This window comes from Psychromonas sp. 14N.309.X.WAT.B.A12, assembly GCF_030397575.1.
Taxonomy (GTDB): Bacteria; Pseudomonadota; Gammaproteobacteria; order Enterobacterales; family Psychromonadaceae; genus Psychromonas.
Genome location: NZ_JAPNXS010000003.1, coordinates 238,376 through 258,308, shown reverse-complemented (window position 1 = coordinate 258,308; position 19,933 = coordinate 238,376). Strand labels below are relative to the sequence as shown.

At 38.7% G+C, this 19,933-nt stretch carries 14 protein-coding genes; 3 read left to right on the top strand and 11 right to left on the bottom strand.

Translation table 11 applies throughout. The features are described 5' to 3' along the window. Complete coding sequence (mgtE, locus tag OW492_RS06005) at nucleotides 1–1,362, top strand: magnesium transporter (protein ID WP_290039025.1); 1,362 nt, start codon at nucleotides 1–3, stop codon at nucleotides 1,360–1,362. Between the two features lie 84 nt (nucleotides 1,363–1,446). On the opposite strand, the gene OW492_RS06000 is transcribed toward mgtE, so the two are convergent. The 8 genes from OW492_RS06000 to OW492_RS05965 form a co-directional block, all read right to left on the bottom strand. Next, on the bottom strand, nucleotides 1,447–1,809 hold the full coding sequence (locus OW492_RS06000) for a YacL family protein (RefSeq protein WP_290039024.1): 363 nt from the start codon (nucleotides 1,807–1,809) through the stop codon (nucleotides 1,447–1,449). Between the two features lie 154 nt (nucleotides 1,810–1,963). Beyond that, nucleotides 1,964–2,794, bottom strand: coding sequence for a winged helix-turn-helix domain-containing protein (locus tag OW492_RS05995; RefSeq protein ID WP_290039023.1), 831 nt, complete (start codon nucleotides 2,792–2,794; stop codon nucleotides 1,964–1,966). Between the two features lie 585 nt (nucleotides 2,795–3,379). Then, on the bottom strand, nucleotides 3,380–4,810 hold the full coding sequence (gene lpdA / locus OW492_RS05990) for a dihydrolipoyl dehydrogenase (RefSeq protein ID WP_113818857.1): 1,431 nt from the start codon (nucleotides 4,808–4,810) through the stop codon (nucleotides 3,380–3,382). A gap of 106 nt (nucleotides 4,811–4,916) precedes the next feature. Then, a complete protein-coding gene (aceF, locus tag OW492_RS05985; RefSeq protein WP_290039022.1) occupies nucleotides 4,917–6,461 on the bottom strand; it encodes a dihydrolipoyllysine-residue acetyltransferase in 1,545 nt (514 codons plus the stop codon). A 57-nt stretch (nucleotides 6,462–6,518) separates the two neighbouring features. Continuing rightward, on the bottom strand, nucleotides 6,519–9,179 hold the full coding sequence (gene aceE / locus OW492_RS05980) for a pyruvate dehydrogenase (acetyl-transferring), homodimeric type (protein WP_290039021.1): 2,661 nt from the start codon (nucleotides 9,177–9,179) through the stop codon (nucleotides 6,519–6,521). A 193-nt stretch (nucleotides 9,180–9,372) separates the two neighbouring features. Then, the gene (gene pdhR, locus OW492_RS05975) at nucleotides 9,373–10,122 is read right to left on the bottom strand and encodes a pyruvate dehydrogenase complex transcriptional repressor PdhR (RefSeq protein WP_113818860.1); all 750 of its coding nucleotides are present in this window, start codon (nucleotides 10,120–10,122) and stop codon (nucleotides 9,373–9,375) included. 408 nt (nucleotides 10,123–10,530) lie between these two features. Beyond that, complete coding sequence (locus tag OW492_RS05970) at nucleotides 10,531–12,180, bottom strand: glycoside hydrolase family 32 protein (protein WP_290039020.1); 1,650 nt, start codon at nucleotides 12,178–12,180, stop codon at nucleotides 10,531–10,533. A gap of 131 nt (nucleotides 12,181–12,311) precedes the next feature. Beyond that, a complete protein-coding gene (locus OW492_RS05965; RefSeq protein WP_290039019.1) occupies nucleotides 12,312–13,301 on the bottom strand; it encodes a LacI family DNA-binding transcriptional regulator in 990 nt (329 codons plus the stop codon). A gap of 203 nt (nucleotides 13,302–13,504) precedes the next feature. Between OW492_RS05965 and OW492_RS05960 the strand changes: the two genes are divergently transcribed. Together OW492_RS05960 and OW492_RS05955 are read left to right on the top strand one after the other, a co-directional pair. Then, complete coding sequence (locus OW492_RS05960; protein WP_290039018.1) at nucleotides 13,505–14,938, top strand: sucrose-specific PTS transporter subunit IIBC; 1,434 nt, start codon at nucleotides 13,505–13,507, stop codon at nucleotides 14,936–14,938. 52 nt (nucleotides 14,939–14,990) lie between these two features. Beyond that, complete coding sequence (locus OW492_RS05955) at nucleotides 14,991–15,911, top strand: aminoimidazole riboside kinase (RefSeq protein ID WP_290039017.1); 921 nt, start codon at nucleotides 14,991–14,993, stop codon at nucleotides 15,909–15,911. 50 nt (nucleotides 15,912–15,961) lie between these two features. Here OW492_RS05955 and ampD read toward each other — a convergent pair whose 3' ends face one another. The 3 genes from ampD to guaB all read right to left on the bottom strand — a co-directional run bounded on the left by ampD (nucleotide 15,962) and on the right by guaB (nucleotide 19,825). Then, nucleotides 15,962–16,495, bottom strand: a complete 534-nt coding sequence (gene ampD / locus OW492_RS05950) for a 1,6-anhydro-N-acetylmuramyl-L-alanine amidase AmpD (protein ID WP_290039116.1) — start codon at nucleotides 16,493–16,495, stop codon at nucleotides 15,962–15,964. Nucleotides 16,496–16,610: 115 nt separating this feature from the next. Then, entirely contained in the window at nucleotides 16,611–18,191 is a 1,581-nt protein-coding gene (gene guaA, locus OW492_RS05945) for a glutamine-hydrolyzing GMP synthase (protein ID WP_290039016.1), read from the bottom strand. A gap of 167 nt (nucleotides 18,192–18,358) precedes the next feature. Beyond that, nucleotides 18,359–19,825: an IMP dehydrogenase gene (gene guaB / locus OW492_RS05940; protein ID WP_290039015.1), complete on the bottom strand. Its 1,467-nt coding sequence runs from the start codon at nucleotides 19,823–19,825 to the stop codon at nucleotides 18,359–18,361. Between the last annotated feature and the right edge of the window lie 108 nt (nucleotides 19,826–19,933).

Sequence of the window (19,933 nt, the reverse complement as noted above, 5' to 3'; positions counted from 1 at the left end):
ATGCTGGAAAACACTAAAGTCGATAATACCCAGCTACGACTTCAAGAAGTAAAAAAAGCCCTTGAAAGTGGTATGTTTGTTTTAGCACGCAGTATTTTAGATAAAATGCCAGCCTGCGATGTTGCCTTTCTTTTAGAATCATCTCCGCCTGGTTACCGTAAAGTACTATGGAATCTAACCGACCATGACCAACACGGTGAAATCCTAGAAGAACTAAATGAAGATGCTAAAGATGGTATTATCAACCTCATGGGCACAGACAACCTCGTAGCAGCAACAGAGGGGATGGAAACTGATGGCCTGGCCTATGTATTGCGTGGTATACCAGATAGCGTTTACCGCGCTGTTTTGGAGCAAATGGACACACAAGATAGACAACGTGTTGAATTAGCATTAGCCTATCCAGAAGATACTGCCGGCTCAATCATGAATACCGACACCACCACAGTGCGCCCAGATGTGACCATTGAGGTAGTGCTTCGTTATTTACGTCTAAAAGGCTCACTGCCTGATACAACCGATGCGCTATATGTTGTAGACACAGATAATAAGTTACTGGGTGATGTTTCACTATCAACACTACTTACCGAAGAGCCGAACTCACTAATTGCTGATGTCATGAATCATGATACTGAACCACTTCAGGCATTAATGGAAGAAAATGAAATAGCCAAGCTGTTTGAACGACATGATTGGATTTCAGCTCCAGTAATTGATAATGACAGGCAACTGCTCGGTCGTATCACCATTGATGATATTGTTGATATTATCCGTGAAAATGCTGAGCATTCGATGATGGGTATGGCAGGTATGGATGACGATGAAGATACCTTTGCCCCTATTTTACCCAGTGCAAAACGTCGAACTGTCTGGTTATCCGTTAACTTAATGGCCGCATTTATTGCTGCCTCTGTTTCTAATATGTTTGAAGCGACATTAGAACAAGTTGCTACCTTAGCCGTATTAATGACCATAGTACCGAGCATGGGTGGTATCGCAGGTAACCAAACTTTAGCGCTGGTTATACGAGGTATTGCTGTTGGCCATATTAGTAGTAGTAATACACGTTGGTTAATCGGCAAAGAAGCCGCGATTGGGCTATTAAATGGCATGATCTGGGCTATTTTAGTGGCGACTGCCGTGGTGCTTTGGAAAGGCGATATGCAAGTAGGCTATATTATTGCCGGGGCAATGTTTATTAATTTGTCCATTGCAGGTATTGCAGGGGTTTGTATTCCATTGTTAATGCACAAATATAAAATTGACCCCGCCTTGGCTGGCGGTATGGCACTAACAACCGTGACCGATGTGATTGGCTTGTTTTCATTCCTAGGTATGGCGACCTTAGTATTACGCCACTAGTTCAAGTCCTCTTATTTAAATCTAAAACCTATAACGACTTATACAAATTGTCGTTATAGGATTAACAACAAGGTTATTTACCAATTAAATAAATTCCAACCAAGATTCCAATAAATTTAAAAAGTCTTCCAATCCACACTCAGCTTCAATCTCTTGATCATAAAAGTTTAAATCATTCGCTTCATCTAAATCAGATCCATGCATATGTAAACTATGATTACTAATACTTGCCTCTTCTGTCGTTAGGTAAAGAGCGAACTCATCACCAGTCAGCTTATATTCAGAGATTTTTTGTTGTTGTAAATCAGAGATGACGACTAATAATGCTTCCACCCACTGCTTTTCCTGGCCCTCCTGCTCTAGCCAAGTACCGAAGGCTTCATGTCCCATTGACAATTTAACGGTTGCTTTACCGCTAAAATAGTCTTTTTTAAAATCAAATTCCATACTGTCACTCTCTGCACTCAATTAATGACTGAAGTATAATACTAACCAAAATAACTGAGAGAACTATTTTACTGATTATCAGCAAAAAAAGGCATAAAAAAACCCTTACTAGTTAGTAAGGGTCAGTGTCGTTGCGTTAAGGTTAAGCGTTAGATTAACTATTAACAGCTACTTTAAATTCAGCAGATACAACATTAGTTGGTACTAGTTCATAAGCTGCTTGTGGTTTTAATACCACGTTTGACTTGCTAGCGACCATTAACATCTGTTTCAAACGGTTTGACTCAAAAGGTTTTAACAATAAACCTTGAACATCTAATAAGCTGTTTAGACCTAATAGCTCACGTTGAACGTCATGATGAGAGTTTAAGATACTGATATCGGCAGAAGCTGAAGTTTGACCTGTACGAATTGATTTAATTAACTCTAGACCTGAGTATTCAGGTAGTAATGCATCAACGATAATAAGATCAAAGTCTTGTAGTGCAATAGAACGCTCTGCTTCTAATGTAGTAGCAACGCCTTCAACATAAGAAACATTTAATGCTTCTAATTGTTCGATTAATTGAATACGACCTTCAGCAGCACCTTCAACAATCAGTACTTTCATACTTGTTATTGCATTTGCAGTAGTTTCACCTTGCGTCATTGGTGACACAGTATTATCAGAAACTGTTAAACCTTCCATACGTGCAATGTAGCCACGTTTTGGAATAGTAGAAATATTAAGACCGTGTAGACTTAATGTACCTACACTTTTACGTAATTGAGAAATATGTTGGTTAATTGTGTGGTCAGTTACTAAACGCCCCCACACATGTTGCGCTAAGTCTTCACGTGTAACAACTGAGTTAACATTTTTGCATAAGAAATGTAAAAGAGATGTACGTAAAGGACCTAAGTAAACTTTACGATTGCCATGAATCAAACTATTTTGACTCGTATCAATGTGGAATTCACCCACAACTAAGCTTTTTTCTAACATAATAGTACCCATTTTAAATTTATAATATATGTGCCAGTTCCAATGGACAGGCGATTTTTGTTTTATTTGCGGACTACTTGGGTAGTCTCTTATATATAATCCCAATCATATTATCAAATTAAGGTAAAAACACAAATGCATTCATCTCATGTCATTATTTGATAAAAATATCATCAGTAAAATTAACTATAGGATAGTTTTAGAAACCTGCAAACAAAATATCTTGTATTTTTACTAAATTGATTTCTTGTTAAGAGAAAGGGTTAAGTAGGAATAAATTTCATCGCTCAACGTTATTTAATTAATTAATACTTGATGAACTACTTTTGAACTCAGCAAATATTGAATACTAACAAATAAAGCTTAATAAAAACCCAATAAATAATGTTAATAGCTATAACAACACACCAGCAATCACTACAATTTCTTTATACAAGCAATTATTTGTCATTACACTATAGAGGTAAGCACTAAAAACAATAGAGATGACATTATTGAATGTCATTTTTTAAAGAGAGGTATTTGAGCAGAAACAAAAAAGGCAACGCTTAACGTTGCCTTTTGAATAACAAATTAAGTATCTAATTACTTACGTTTTACCGCTTTTGCATTTGGTAAATCAGTAATTGAACCTTCATAGATCTCAGCCGCTAGACCAACAGATTCATGTAGCGTTGGGTGAGCATGAATAGTTAATGCGATATCTTCTGCATCACAACCCATTTCAATTGCTAAGCCAATTTCACCTAGTAATTCACCTGCATTAGTACCTACTACAGAACCACCAATGATGCGGTGTGTATCTTTATCAAAAATCAGTTTAGTCATACCATCTGAACAATCTGATGCAATTGCACGACCTGACGCAGCCCATGGGAATACTGATTTTTCGAAGTTAAGGCCTTGCTCTTTCGCTTCTTTCTCAGTTACACCAACCCAAGCCATCTCTGGCTCTGTGTAAGCAATTGAAGGAATTGTTTTAGGGTCAAAGTAATGCTTCTTCCCTGCAATAACTTCAGCTGCAACATGCGCTTCATGCACACCTTTATGCGCTAACATAGGTTGACCAACAATATCACCGATAGCGTGGATATGTGGTACGTTAGTATGCATTTGCTTATCAACTTCAATGAAACCACGTTCAGTAACTGTGATACCAGCTTTTTCAGCATCCAGTGATAGACCATTTGGTACACGACCAACAGCAACTAACACTGCATCGTAAGCTTTTGCTTCAGCTGGTGCATTTTTACCTTCAAAAGAAACGTATAACGCGTCTTCTTTAGCATCAACAGCTGTTACTTTAGTTTCTAGCATGATGTTAAATTTGTTTTTCACTTTCTTAGTGTAAACTTGCACGATATCTTTATCAGCTGCAGGCACTAATTGATCAGCGAACTCTACAACATCAACATCTGAACCTAATGATTTGTATACTGTACCCATTTCTAGACCGATGATACCACCGCCTAAAATAAGTAAACGTTTAGGCACTGATTTAAGCTCTAGTGCATCTGTTGAATCCCAAACACGAGGGTCATCATGTGGAATGAATGGTAATTTAACAGGACGAGACCCCGCAGCGATAATTGCGTTATCAAAAGTAACTGTTGTTACTTCACCTTCGCTACTAGTTGCTTCAATGGTGTTAGCACCAGTAAAACGGCCAAAGCCATTTACTGTTGTTACTTTACGCATTTTAGCCATGCCTTTCAGGCCACCAGTTAGTTGTGATACTACTTTTTCTTTCCAGATACGGATTTTATCGATATCTGTAGATGGTTCACCAAATAATACACCGTGCTCAGATAATGCTTTTGCTTCTTCAATTACTTTAGAAACATGTAAAAGAGCTTTAGAAGGGATACAACCAACATTTAAACAAACACCACCAAGTGTGTCATACTTTTCGATTAATACAGTTTCTAGACCTAAATCTGCTGCACGGAATGCTGCAGAATATCCAGCTGGGCCTGAACCTAATACAACAACCTGCGCTTTAATTTCTTTACTCATGACGACCTCTATAAAAAAGAACACTCGAATTAGAATTCTAGTCTATTCAAATGTTAATAGAATGTAAATGAATGGTCGGCATAACTGCCGACCTAGTTAACAAAGTTTATAAGATTAATGTACGTAAATCAGATAAGTGCTTGTTAACAGCAGTAATAAAGCGTGCACCATCCGCACCATCGATTACACGGTGGTCGTAAGAAAGAGCAAGAGGAACCATCATACGAGGTTCAAATTCTTTACCATTCCATTGTGGTTTAATCGCTGATTTAGAGACACCTAAGATTGCAACTTCAGGTGCATTAACGATTGGTGTAAATTGCGTACCACCGATACCACCAAGGCTAGAGATAGTCATGCTACCACCTTGCATATCTTTAGCAGTTAATTTACCAGCACGGGCTTTCTTAGAGATCTCTGCGATATCACGACAGATTTCAAAAATACCTTTGTTTAATACATCTTTAACCACTGGTACAACTAAACCATTTGGTGTATCAACTGCGATACCGATGTTGAAGTATTTCTTCAGGATCAGGCTTTGACCATCTTCAGATAATGAAGAATTGAAGTTAGGGTATTGTTGTAATGCTTTTGCTACCGCTTTCATCATGAATACTAACGGGCTAATTTTAACACCTAGATCTTGTTTAAGTGCGATTGCATTTTGCTCTTTACGGAACTCTTCTAGCTCTGTGATATCAGCTTCATCGAACTGTGTAACGTGTGGGATAGTTACCCAGTTACGGTGTAAAGCAGGACCAGATATTTTTTGGATGCGAGAAAGTTCTTTCACTTCCACTTCACCAAATTTTGCAAAATCAACTTTAGGTGCAGCTGCTACAGCTAAGCCGCCAGCGCCACCAGATTTAGCCGCTTGTAATTGGCCTTTAACGTATTTTTGCACGTCTTCTTTAGTTGTACGTCCTTTAGGACCAGAAGCAGCAATTACGTTTAGGTCTAAATCAAATTCACGTGCGATACGACGAACTGATGGAGACGCTTTAATTTCTTTGTTTACAGCAACTTCAGCTTTTGCTGGTGCAGCCGCTTTAGGAGCTTCAGCAGGCGCTGATGGTGCAGCAGCTGGTGCTTCGCCTTCAGCTTCAACTAATAAGATTAAAGAACCTTCAGATACTTTATCGCCAGTTGCGATTTTAATCTCTTTAACAACACCACCGAATGGTGCAGGAACGTCCATTGATGCTTTATCACCTTCAACAGTGATCACATCTTGGTCTTCAGTAATCGTATCACCAACAGCAACTAAGATATCAGTTACTTCAACTTCATCACCACCAATATCTGGCACACAAAGTTCTTTTACAGCAGTTGCCGCTGCTGGAGCCGCCGCTTCTGCTGGTGCTGCTGCCGGAGCTTCTTCAGCCGCAGGTGCTTCAGCAGCGGCAGAACCAGCTACTTCAACGATTAATACTAGGTTACCTTCAGAAACGCTGTCACCAACGTTTACTTTGATCTCTTTAACCACACCAGCAACTGATGAAGGTACGTCCATTGACGCTTTATCACCTTCAATCGTTAATACATCTTGGTCTTCAGCAATAGTATCGCCAACTGCAACTAAGATATCGGTAATATCAGCCGCATCAGCACCAATATCAGGTAGTAAAAATTCTTTTAATTCAGACATAATAATTTTCCTAATCAATAAAAGTCGGTGTTAACTTGTGTTAACACCGAGACTGATTTATGCAAATAATGGGTTGATTTTGTTTACATCAATATCAAATTTAGCAATCGCTTCTGTTACAACTTTACGTTCAACATCGCCACGTTTAGCTAGTTCAGTTAGTGCAGCAACAACAACGTAACCAGCATTAACTTCGAAGTGACGACGTAAGTTTTCACGGCTATCACTTCGACCGTAACCATCAGTACCAAGTACTTTGTATGACTCAGCAGGTACAAATGCACGTACTTGTTCAGCATAGTTTTTCATGTAATCCGTTGCAGCAATTGTTGGCTCAGTACCTAGAACATCAGTAATGTAAGCTGTTTTTTGCTCTGCTTCAGGGTTTAACATGTTGTAACGTTCAACGTCTTGACCATCACGTGTTAACTCATTGAATGAAGTCACAGAGAAGATATCAGAAGCAACGTCGTACTCTTCGCTTAGGATAGCTGCAGCAGCACGTACTTCGTTCATGATAGTACCTGAACTTAGTAGTTGTACTTTGCTCTTACCTGGTAATGAATCAAACTTGTAGATACCTTTACGGATACCTTCTTCAGCGCCTTCTGGCATAGCCGGCATTGCGTAGTTTTCGTTCATTACTGTTAGGTAATAGAATACGTTTTCTTGTTTCTCACCGTACATACGCTCAATACCGTCTTGAACGATAACCGCTAGCTCGTAAGCAAACGTTGGGTCGTATGAAACACAGTTAGGGATAGTGTTAGCTTGAATATGGCTGTGACCATCTTCGTGCTGTAGACCTTCACCATTTAGCGTAGTACGACCAGCAGTAGCACCTAATAGGAAACCACGTGCTTGTTGGTCACCTGCCATCCAAGCCATATCACCAATACGTTGGAAACCAAACATAGAGTAGTAGATGTAGAATGGAATCATTGGTAAGTCATTAGTGCTGTATGACGTTGCAGCAGCAACCCAAGAAGACATAGAACCAAGTTCGTTGATACCTTCTTGTAATACCTGACCAGAAGTCGCTTCTTTGTAGTAAGACACTACACCACGGTCTTCAGGCGTGTACTCTTGGCCATGTGGGTTGTAGATACCCACTTGACGGAATAGACCTTCCATACCAAATGTACGTGCTTCATCGGCGATGATTGGTACGATATTTTTACCAATACCTTTATCTTTCAACAAGACGTTTAGGATACGTACGTAAGCCATAGTCGTTGAGATTTCACGTTTCTGTTCGCCTAAAAGCGCAGAGAATTTATCTAACTCTGGTACCGCTAGTTTTTCAGTAAACTTAGGTAGACGCTTAGGCGTGTAACCCATCAATGCTTCACGCTTACCGTGTAGGTATTTGTACTCTTCAGAACCTTCTTCAAGCGTTAGGTAAGGAAGTGTCGCCGCTTTTTCATCAGAGATTAAATCTTGTAGACCTAAACGATCACGTAAGCTTTGAATATGATCTTCATTCATTTTCTTAACGCCGTGGGCAATGTTTTTACCCTCAGCTGCAGCACCCATGCCGTAACCTTTAACAGTTTTAGCTAGAATTACTGTTGGTTTACCCGCTGTATCTTCCGCATTTTTAAATGCAGCGTACAGTTTAGATGAATCATGACCACCACGTTTAAGCGCAAAGATCTCTTCATCAGTCATATCAGCGACTAATGCAGCTGTTTCTGGGTATTTACCAAAGAAATGTTCACGAACATAAGCACCGTCTTTAGATTTGAATGTTTGGTAATCACCATCAACGGTCTCTTCCATTAATTGTAATAATTTACCAGACGTATCTTTTGCAATTAATGCATCCCAGTTACTGCCCCAGATTACTTTAACAACATTCCAACCAGCACCTGTAAATAGGCCTTCTAGTTCTTGAATGATGCTACCGTTACCCATTACTGGGCCATCTAGACGCTGTAAGTTACAGTTAATTAAGAAACATAGGTTATCTAGTTTTTCACGTGAAGCGAATGATAATGAACCACGAGATTCAGGCTCATCCATCTCACCATCACCTAGGAAAGCATAAACACGTTGTGCAGAAGTTGGTTTTAAACCACGACCATCAAGGTATTTAAGGAAACGTGCTTGGTAGATAGCAGCAATTGGACCTAGCCCCATAGATACCGTAGGGAACTGCCAGAATTCTGGTAGTAATTTAGGGTGAGGGTAAGAAGGTAGACCTTTACCATCAACTTCTTGACGGAAGTTATCTAGTTGCTCTTCTGTTAAACGGCCTTCAAGGAAAGCACGTGCGTAGATACCAGGAGAGATATGACCTTGGTAATAAACTAAATCACCGCCATCAGTTTCGTTTGGTGCACGGAAGAAATGGTTGAAACATACTTCATAAAACGCAGCCGCAGACTGGTAAGAAGCCATGTGGCCACCAAGGTCTAAGTCTTTTTTAGAAGCACGCATAACAATCATAATCGCATTCCAACGAATGATTGAACGAATACGTTGTTCTACTTTAAGGTCACCAGGGTAAGCTGGCTGATCAGATGCCGCAATGGTATTTACGTAATTAGTGTTGATGCCTGTTGGCAAATTAACACCTTCAACGCGTGCTTTTTCCATCACTTGCTCAAGGATAAATTGAGCACGTTCTGAGCCCTCATCTTCAAGAATGGTTGTTAATGCTTCAAGCCATTCAGAAGTTTCTTGTGCATCAATATCTTTTAAGATGTCAGTCATGACACTTTCCTTCTATATCACTAGATAATCTCAGCTCGAAAGCCAAGCGTTTTTGTATAATTATTTACATTAAACACTACCTGCTTCACAGCACGCTGCATGCCATTTCGGCAATAAGTAATCTAAATAATTATCAGTATAAGTATGAATAACAGCCGCAGCTGACCCGCCATACTATAAAGCGGAGGTCGTTTTAAAAAGCACCTAACTCACGTTTAAATGCACTTTCTTCACGCAACATAACCAAGCGTGTTTCTTCAATATAATGTAGATGCTGATCCGATGCTTCTTTTGCTTTCATCGGCTGCTTAGACAAAATAGCTTCCATTAACTGGAAGCGATGTTGATGAATTTTTTTTGCAACTTCTGGATATAAGTAAAGCTGTTTCACGTTATCTGAAATGTTTTTTTGCAACAGTGGCTTGATGCCACGCGCAAGGTGTAAAAACACTACATTATGTGATGCTTCGATAACTGCCTGGTAAAATTCAGCAACCGATTCTATTTCTAGTTCGATGTTACCAGCTGAATTTGCCATATCAATAGCATTGAAAGTTGTTTTTATTTTATGCAAATCGTCAGAAGTACCTCTTAACGCGGCATAATAAGCAGAAAACCCTTCAATGGCATGACGAAATTCCAGCAAATCATATTGAGATTCCGGATGCGAATTGAGTAACTCGAATAGCGGATCTGTTAATTGGTTGCGTAACTCTTCTTTTACGTAAGTACCACCGCCTTGACGACGTGTTAATAGACCTTTTGATTCTAAGCGTTGAATTGCTTCACGTAATGATGGTCTTGAAACATCGAACTGTTTTGCTAATTCACGCTCAGGTAATAACTTCTCACCCAATTCTAAACGCCCTTCCAAAATCATGCTTTCTAACTGTGATTCAATCACGTCAGCAAGTTTAGGTTGTTTAATTTTTGCGTAGGTCATAACAGCCTTAAATTATATAAACGTAACAAGCTAATGTTACGAGCAAATAACAGTTGAATGTAAAATGGTATTACCAATTTAATAGTTAACTATAGAAATTAACAAAATTAACAATTTATGTCTAGATTTTTATCTTTTTTAATGTCCCTTCAATTAAGGCGGTTATTGAATTAAAGCCTTCAGCTATGCGTTTAATAGAGAACAATTAAAAAGGAGAGAAATCAACTCTAAAAACATTTTATATATGTATGATTTAATGACCATTTAATCAAATGCTTATTCATCAAATTATGAACGATTCGACTAGAGAATAGAGTAGCTAAATACTTTAAGTAAACCTGAAATGAGGGGGAAAGGAAACAGGGTAGATAAAATATTTATTCACCTGTTTCCACTAAGAAATGATCTTCAGAAGTTTAAGAATGGCTGCGATGCAGCAACTAATAACCAACAATTTTCAATATCGACATTACCTTGAGTTTTAATAACCGTTGCATGTTCTGGCGTAAAAACACGTGCAGACATAACAGCTCGGCCATCATCAATGAATATTTCTAATGATGAGTTATCTGAGAGAATTTGTATCTTTACTTGCTCTAAACCCGGTAAAGCTAACTCTCTTAATGTGTCTCCTTCACGAATTAATGTATTTGATCTATCTAACTCTAAAACTTGCTTTTCAGCATTTAAACGTATCTCACAGCAACTAGACTCTGAACAATACAAAGATAAGCAACTTCCCCACTCTAATGTAGCAATTAATTCAAAGGATTTACTTTTTAGATCAATGCTTTTTTGATGCGGCTCAATGCTCACTTTAGTTTCACGTAAAGAACTTAGCTCTGCTAGCGGTAATTGTATTAATCGGTCATTGTGGTATGACAATTCACGTAAAGCAGTTAATTGATGTACCCATCCATTATCACAACTTTCATGATTAACTTCATCTGGTAACCCCATCCAACCACACATAATCCTTCTGCCATCTTTAGACGCTAGAGTTTGTGGAGCATAGAAATCAAAACCATGATCTAAAGTTTGAGGATCACTCATAATCACTCTATTATCATTATCAAAAAATGCTTTTAAGATGCAATTATGATGCTTGACAGTATTGCTTGCATAAGGAGATTTGATACCTTGCGGGCAGATCACTATGAACTCCTGATTATTTAGCTTGAAAAAATCAGGGCACTCCCACATGTAACCAAAATCACCTAATTCATCACCACACAGACTAACAAAAGACCAATTTTTTAAATCTAATGATTCATAAATTGCTAAACGACCAACCTCGTCTTCCCTTTGCGCACCTAATAACATCAACCATTTGTTATTATAAAAAATAACTTTAGGGTCTCTACAATGAGGAGTGACATTGGGTGGAAGCTCTGTAATAACCGGTCCATGTTTTATAAAATCAGTAGTGTTCGAAGAAGAAGCTATACATTGCATTGTTTGCCTAACTCTATCTTCACCAATACGTACATTTCCAGTATAAAAAAGTAGTAGCTCTTGCTCATAACTTAATGCGTGCCCAGAAAAGACTCCATGGCTATCAAAATAATCTGAGGGCATCAAAACTAATGATTTCCAATGCCAATTGACTAAATCTAAACTACTTAAATGAACCCAGTGCTTATCTTTATGCTCGCACCCATAAGGGTAAAGTTGATAAAAAAGATGGTATTCGCCTTGATGATAAATAAAACCGTTAGGATCGTTTAGTAGCCCCTGAGGAGGAGAAATATGCCATTTTGGACGATGAGGGCAATCAACAGGTGTAAGGTAATTACTTGCCATTTTTAATTGTTGTTGAGAAATTAATCTGCCTATCTCTAGCAACTGCTGCTTAATAGAGTCTGAATCGTCCGCAGCCGCTGCTGAAGAAGGTATTAAAAACGTGACATGCTTCAGACAAGGGTTGTAGCTTTCTATTGCAGCGTCTTCTTTTAATAAATCCTGATCTTTAATCTCTAAAATAATACGCGAATCAGGATTCAAAATACGAGATATATTTTCAACACCTCCGCATTGCTCAAGCATCGCTAACAACATAACAACCTCACTTAACTGGGAACGTTTGCAAAATGTAACGAGAAATAAGATACTTTGCAAGTGTTCTCACATAAAAGCGTCTAAGGATTGTTACAGAAAATAATATATTCTCAACGTTTAAGCTGATTTGCTTAACAACTACTTCGAGAAACCTCTTCGAAACTCAAGACCAATTTACTTACTTCAGAACTTTTATTTTCTATTAACTCAAGTAGCATTTGAGCCGATTTTTGACCCGATAATTGAAAGCCGTAATTGAAAGTAGATAAACTAGGGGTACAGACTTTACCAAGCTCATCATTACCAACACCTAACACTTTAATGTTAACACCAGGTTTTAGATTCGCTTCGCTTATTGCCTTCATAGCACCAATGGCAATCCTATCTGTCGCACAAAATAAACCATCAAGTTGAGGCCACTTTATGAGTAAATCTTTTGTCTGTTGATATCCAGACTCGATTGTAAACTCACCACGACTATGAAATAGAGGTAATTTTTCGTTTGATCTTATTAGCGCCTGTTGTAACCCTTGGAAACGATCATTATCAACCGCTATATCTTGGCTATTCACTCCAATAAACCCAATCTCTTTAGCCCCCGCATTTAATAACCGAATACCCGCATTAAAGCCGACTCGTAAGTCATCATGGATGACACTAGGTATATTATAAAGAGAACCATCTTGACCGATTAAAACAACGGGTACTACAGATGCCTGAATCGCTTCTACTAATGATGAGTCTAAATGAGTGGCAAAATGTAAAATACCTTCTACACGTCTTTGGTTAAACCGCGTTATGTATTCAATTTCCTTATCATTATTCTGTTCGCTATTCGCTAATAATAAATGTTTTCCGGCCTTTTCAAAAACACTTGCCATACCTTCTAACCCTAAGGAAACAGCGTTTGATGAAATTCTTGGAGCAATGACGCCTATCAGGTGTGTTTTTTGTGACTTTAAATCTCGAGCAACTTGATTGGCCATATAACCACATTCATCAATTGCTTTTAACACTTTAGCTTTTGTGCTTTTTTTTACACCGTACTCATTATTAATAACCCGAGATACAGTGGATTTTGATACGCCAGCTAATTTAGCAACGGCATGCAACCCAGACATATTTTCCCTTAAAATATTTATAATTTACAAACGAATCATACCAAACATCCTAAAATCAACCAATATAAGCATAATCATATGCTTATACTCTCAACAATGGTCGAAGTCACACTTCTTCATAAATAAACTTGTAAATAGAGTTAAATTGCAGAAAAATCCAATTATTGCAAACGTTCCCAACAAACCTATTTCAGGAGTAAATTATGAATTATCCGCAAGTTGCTATCAAATTAGTCAAGATGTTGGGGGGAAAAGAGAACATAAAAGCATTAGCTCACTGTGCAACTCGTTTGCGCCTAGCTGTTGAAGATGAATCAAAAATTGATGAAAATGCGATCGACTCACTTGAAGGTGTTAAAGGTCAATTTAAAGTAGCGGGTCAATACCAAGTCATTTTTGGTTCTGGAATAGTTAATCAAGTGTACTCGGAAATGGCTAAGATAACTGGCATGAGTGATATGAGTACCAAAGATGTAGCTGCATCTGGTGCTACAAAACAAAACATAGTACAGCAAGCAGTTAAAGGCTTATCAGACATATTTGTTCCTATTATCCCTGCTATTGTAGCAGGTGGTTTATTGATGGGTATATTCAATATACTAGTAGCCCCTGGTTTATTTATCGAAGGGAAATCTCTCGTTGATGCTTACCCAGGCATCACAGATCTAGCAAACTTAATCAATACCTTTGCAAATGCTCCTTTTGTTTTTTTACCTATTTTGATTGCTTTTTCAGCCAGTAAAAAATTTGGAGGGAATCCATTCTTAGCTGCTGCATTAGGCATGTTAATGGTACATCCAGATCTATTAAATGGTTGGGGATTTAGTGGTGCAGCCATTTCAGGGAATATACCTGTGTGGGATATTCTTGGCTATGAAATTGAAAAAGTAGGCTATCAAGGTTCAGTATTACCTGTTCTAGTGGCTACTTATATCCTTGCTAAAGTAGAAATAGGATTAAGAAAATTTATTCCATCAGTATTAGATAATTTATTAACGCCCCTCTTAGCAATTTTTATCACTGGCATACTAACTTTCACTGTCGTTGGTCCATTCACTCGTGATATCGGCTTTTTATTAGGCGATGGATTAAATTGGTTATATGACTCTGCTGGCTTTATTGGTGGTGCATTATTTGGTTTTATTTATGCTCCTTTTGTTATCACAGGCATGCATCACAGCTTTATTGCCATAGAGATCCAACTACTCGCTGATATTGCGGTGACAGGCGGCTCTTTCATTTTCCCAATCGCTGCAATGGCTAATATTGCTCAAGGCGGTGCAGCTTTAGCAGTAGGCTTTACAACTAAGGATATCAAACTAAAAGGTATTGCAATTCCATCAGGCATTACTGCATTACTAGGGATAACAGAGCCAGCAATGTTCGGTGTTAATTTAAAATTACGCTACCCATTCATTGCCGCTATTTGTGGTGCAGCTACAGCAAGTGCATTTATTACACTGTTTAATGTTAAAGCAAGTGCGCTAGGTGCAGCTGGATTACCTGGTATTATTTCTATCAGAACAGGTGATGTAACTCCATATATCATTGGCATGCTTATCGCTTTTATTACTACTTTTGTGCTTACCCTGTTGCTTGGCTCTAGAGCTAAATCTAAACAGTTAAAGTCAGCATAACAAATACAAAGCCAATTGATAGATTGGCTTTTGTTAAATATAAGAGGTATTTATGAATAAAGTTTGGGTTAGCGGTGATGCTGTTGTGGATTTAATTCCTGAAGGTGTAGATACATACTTAAAATGTCCTGGAGGCGCACCAGCTAATGTAGCAGTTGCTATTTCACGTCTCGGAGGAGAAAGCGCTTTTTTTGGTCGGATTGGTCATGACCCAATGGGGAGATTCATGCTTGAAACTTTATCCGAAGAATCGGTTGATACTACCAGCATCACAATCGATACCAAACAACGAACATCCACAGTGGTTGTTGACTTAGATGAATTAGGTGAACGCACCTTCACTTTTATGGTTAAGCCTAGTGCAGACCAATTTATGCAACCTTCAGATATTCCTGAGTTTGAAAAGAATCAATGGTTACATATTTGCTCTATTGCACTTGCTAATGAGCCAAGTCGAAGTAGTACATTTTTAGCAATAAAAAAGATGAAAGAAGAAGGGGGATATATTAGTTTTGATCCTAATTTAAGAGATGAAGTATGGTCAAAGCCAGAAGAGATAAAAGAAGTGGTGTTAGATGCAGTAAAGCTTGCTGATGTCGTTAAATTTTCCGATGATGAACTATTATTTTTAACTGATAGTCACGATTTAAATGAGGCTTTATTAAAGATTAAAGCCTATAAAAATACACTAGTATTAGTTACTCAAGGGGCTAAAGGAGCGCTAGTAATTAACGGAAATGAACAACAACTCATTAAGGGAAAAGCAGCGGTGCCTGTTGATACAACGGGAGCTGGCGATGCATTTGTAGGTGGTCTACTTCGTTACTTATCTGCCAGTAACAATTGGTTTGCTCAAAACGAAATACTAACAGCGGTAAAATGGGCCAATGCATGTGGAGCTTTGGCAGTCACTAAAAAAGGCGCAATGACTGCATTACCTAATATGCAACAATTAACCCATTACCTGAAATAATAAGCTTCTAAATCAACTCATAAGCGAGTTCTTTACCTATGAGTTGAAACTTACTTTAATAATTTGAAATAATATTGCCAATCAAATTCACTACCAGGATCGGTTTTTCTACCCGGTGCAATATCACTGTGTGCAGCAATTCGCTGTTGGGTAATGAGCGGATATTTTTGCTGTATCTGTTGGGTTACTTGCACTAATGATCGATATTGTGCTTCGCTATAAGCGGTGCAATCTGTCCCTTCTAACTCAATACCAATGGAAAAGTCATTACAGCCCTCTACACCATCAAAACGAGAGATGCCAGCATGCCAAGCACGTTTATCAAATGGCACGTATTGCTCTACTTTACCATCGCGGCGAATCACACAATGAGCAGAGACTTCTAACCCTTCTAAACAAGCAAAACTAGGATGTGCTTTACAATTTAGCTCACCAGTAAAAAGATTTTTAACATGTTCGGTACCAAACTGCCCTTCAGGCAGACTAATACAATGAATAACTAATAAACTAATATCGGTATTCACGGGACGTTCGTTAAAGAAAGGGCTTTTAATAAATTCAGCATCTTGTAATAAGCCAGTCATATCAATCACGGAGTTTCCTTTAGCTTTGACAAAATAAACTTACAAAAAAGGTGGCTAATAAGCCACCTTCTCATCAATTAATTACATATCAGTTTATGTATTTAATCAGGAATAATTATTCCCATTCAATCGTTGCAGGTGGTTTACCTGACACATCGTACACAACTCGTGAGATGCCATCAATTTCATTGATGATGCGGTTAGAAACATGACCGATTAACTCGTAAGGTAAATGTGACCAACGCGCTGTCATGAAATCGATAGTTTCAACACAACGTAACGAAACAACCCAATCATATTTACGACAGTCGCCCATAACACCTACTGAGCGAACCGGTAGGAATACTACAAAGGCTTGGCTTACTTTATGGTATAGGTCAGCTTTATGTAACTCTTCAATGAAGATAGCATCTGCACGACGTAATAAATCACAGTATTCTTTCTTCACTTCACCTAATACACGAACACCTAATCCAGGCCCTGGGAATGGATGACGGTAAAGCATGTTGTATGGTAAACCTAGTTCTAAACCAATTTTACGTACTTCATCTTTAAATAATTCACGTAATGGCTCTACTAGTCCCATTGCCATATCATCAGGTAATCCACCTACGTTATGGTGAGATTTAATAACGTGTGCTTTACCATTTTTAGATGCCGCAGATTCAATAACATCTGGGTAGATAGTTCCTTGAGCAAGCCATTTCGCGTTAGATAGCTTTTTAGACTCTTCATCAAAGATCTCAACAAAAACACGGCCAATGATTTTACGCTTCGCTTCTGGATCACTTTCACCAGCCATTTGCTCTAAGAAGCGATGCTCAGCATTCACATGAATTATGTTTAGGCCAAATTTCTCGCCAAACATCTCCATTACTTGCGCGCCTTCGTTTAAACGTAATAAGCCGTTATCAACAAATACACAAGTTAGTTTGTCGCCAATGGCACGTTGTAAAAGCATCGCCACTACAGATGAATCAACACCACCAGATAAGCCTAAGATAACTTCATCATCACCTATTTGCTCTTTCATACGTGCAACAGCATCATCAATGATTGATGCTGGAGTCCATAATGTTTCACAACCACAAATGTCCACAACAAAGTTGCGTAACATTGCTTCACCTTGAGTCGTGTGTGTTACTTCAGGATGGAACTGAACACCGTAAAAACGTTTTTCTTCGTTGGCAATAGCAGCGAACTTACAAGTTGCTGTGTTAGCGACGGTAGTAAAATCAGCAGGAATAGCTGATACTTTATCACCGTGACTCATCCATACGTCTAATAACGTTTTGCCTTGCTCTGAAACAGCGTCCTGAATTGATTTGAAGAAAGCAGATTCAGCTTGAACTTCAACTTGTGCGTAACCAAATTCGCCTTCACCTTCGCCTTTAATAACAGCGCCACCTAATTGGTGAGACATAGTCTGCATACCGTAACAAATACCTAATACTGGTACGCCAGCAGTAAATACATATTCAGGGGCACGAGGAGATCCTTCTGCGATAACACTTTCAGGGCCACCAGCAAGGATAATACCGTTTGGATTGAACTCTTTGATGTCTTGTTCATCAACATCCCAGCTCCATAATTCACAGTAAACACCAATTTCACGAATACGGCGTGCAATTAGCTGTGTGTATTGAGAGCCAAAATCTAGTATTAGAATACGTTGGTCATGAATGTTCTTACTCATTTTATGCTGTCCTAATTTTTTTGTTTCTAAAAATGAATAAAAGACGATATAAATCGTCTTTTAAGTAATTATGTGATGAAGCTTAACTAAGTATTTATTAAGCCTTTATTAATTAAACAGTTAAGTCATTAAAAGGCTAAACTTAGCTACCTCACTAAATAGCCAGATTAACCACCAGTTCGGTAGTTAGGTGCTTCTTTAGAGATAGCAACGTCATGCACGTGGCTCTCACCCATACCTGCACTAGTAATTTTAACGAACATTGCTTTTGTATTCATCTCTTTAATCGTAGCACAACCAGTTAACCCCATTGATGAACGCACGCCACCCATTTGCTGATGAATAATCTCTTTTACTTTACCTTTGTAAGCAACACGACCTTCGATACCTTCAGGTACTAATTTGTCAGCGGCATTATCAGATTGGAAGTAACGATCCGATGAACCTTGAGACATAGCACCTAATGACCCCATACCACGGTATGACTTGTAAGAACGCCCTTGATACAAGATGATTTCGCCTGGAGATTCTTCAGTTCCTGCGAACATACTCCCCATCATTACACATGATGCTCCTGCAGCTAATGCTTTAGCGATGTCACCAGAGAAACGAATACCGCCATCAGCAATAACTGGAATACCAGTGCCTTGTAACGCATCAACTGCATCAGAAATAGCAGTAATTTGTGGAACACCAACACCTGTTACAATACGTGTTGTACAGATTGAACCTGGGCCGATACCTACTTTAACCGCACTACAACCAGCAGCAACCAATGCTTTTGCACCTTCGCCTGTTGCTACGTTGCCACCGATAATTTCTAAATTAGGGTGAGCAGCACGTGTTGCTTTAATACGATCTAATACACCTTGAGAATGACCGTGAGATGAATCAATTAATAATACATCAACGCCAGCTTCTACTAGTGCATCAACACGTTCTTCATTGCCAGCGCCAGCGCCAACAGCAGCACCTACGCGTAAACGACCGAATTCGTCTTTACATGCATTTGGCTTTTGTTCTGCTTTACGGAAGTCTTTAACCGTAATCATGCCTTTTAATTTAAAGTTATCATCAGTTAATAGCACTTTCTCGATACGGTGCTTGTGCATCAATGCTTCAATTTCATCACGTGGTGTGTCAGATTTAGCTGTTACTAGCTCAGGCTTTGGTGTCATTACTTCAGAAGCAGGGCGATTCATATCCGTTTCGAAGAGTACGTCTCGTCCAGTAATAATTCCCACTAACTCACCTGATGCTTCAACAACAGGGTAACCAGCAAAACCATGTTTTGCAGTTAATTCTTTGATTTCACCTAATGTAGTAGCAGGAGAAACTGTGATTGGGGTAGCAACAACGCCACTTTCATGGATTTTAACTAAACGTACTTGCTCAGCTTGAAGCTCGATAGACATGTTTTTATGGATGAAACCCATGCCACCTTCTTGGGCTAGAGCTATCGCAAAGCGAGCCTCTGTTACAGTATCCATTGCAGCAGAAACGACAGGAATATTTAACGAGATGTTTTCTGTTAATTGTGTTGTTAGGTCAGCAGTGTTTGGTAGTACAGTCGAATGAGCTGGTACTAATAATACATCGTCAAATGTTAACGCATCTTTTGCTATTCTTAGCATTGCAATATCTCACTTATAGTTGGGAGTATTTTAGGGTTACCCAAGTCTAGCTTGGGTAGGATATTGCGGTGGGATTTTAATCGTAATCAGGAATAAGTACAACACTAT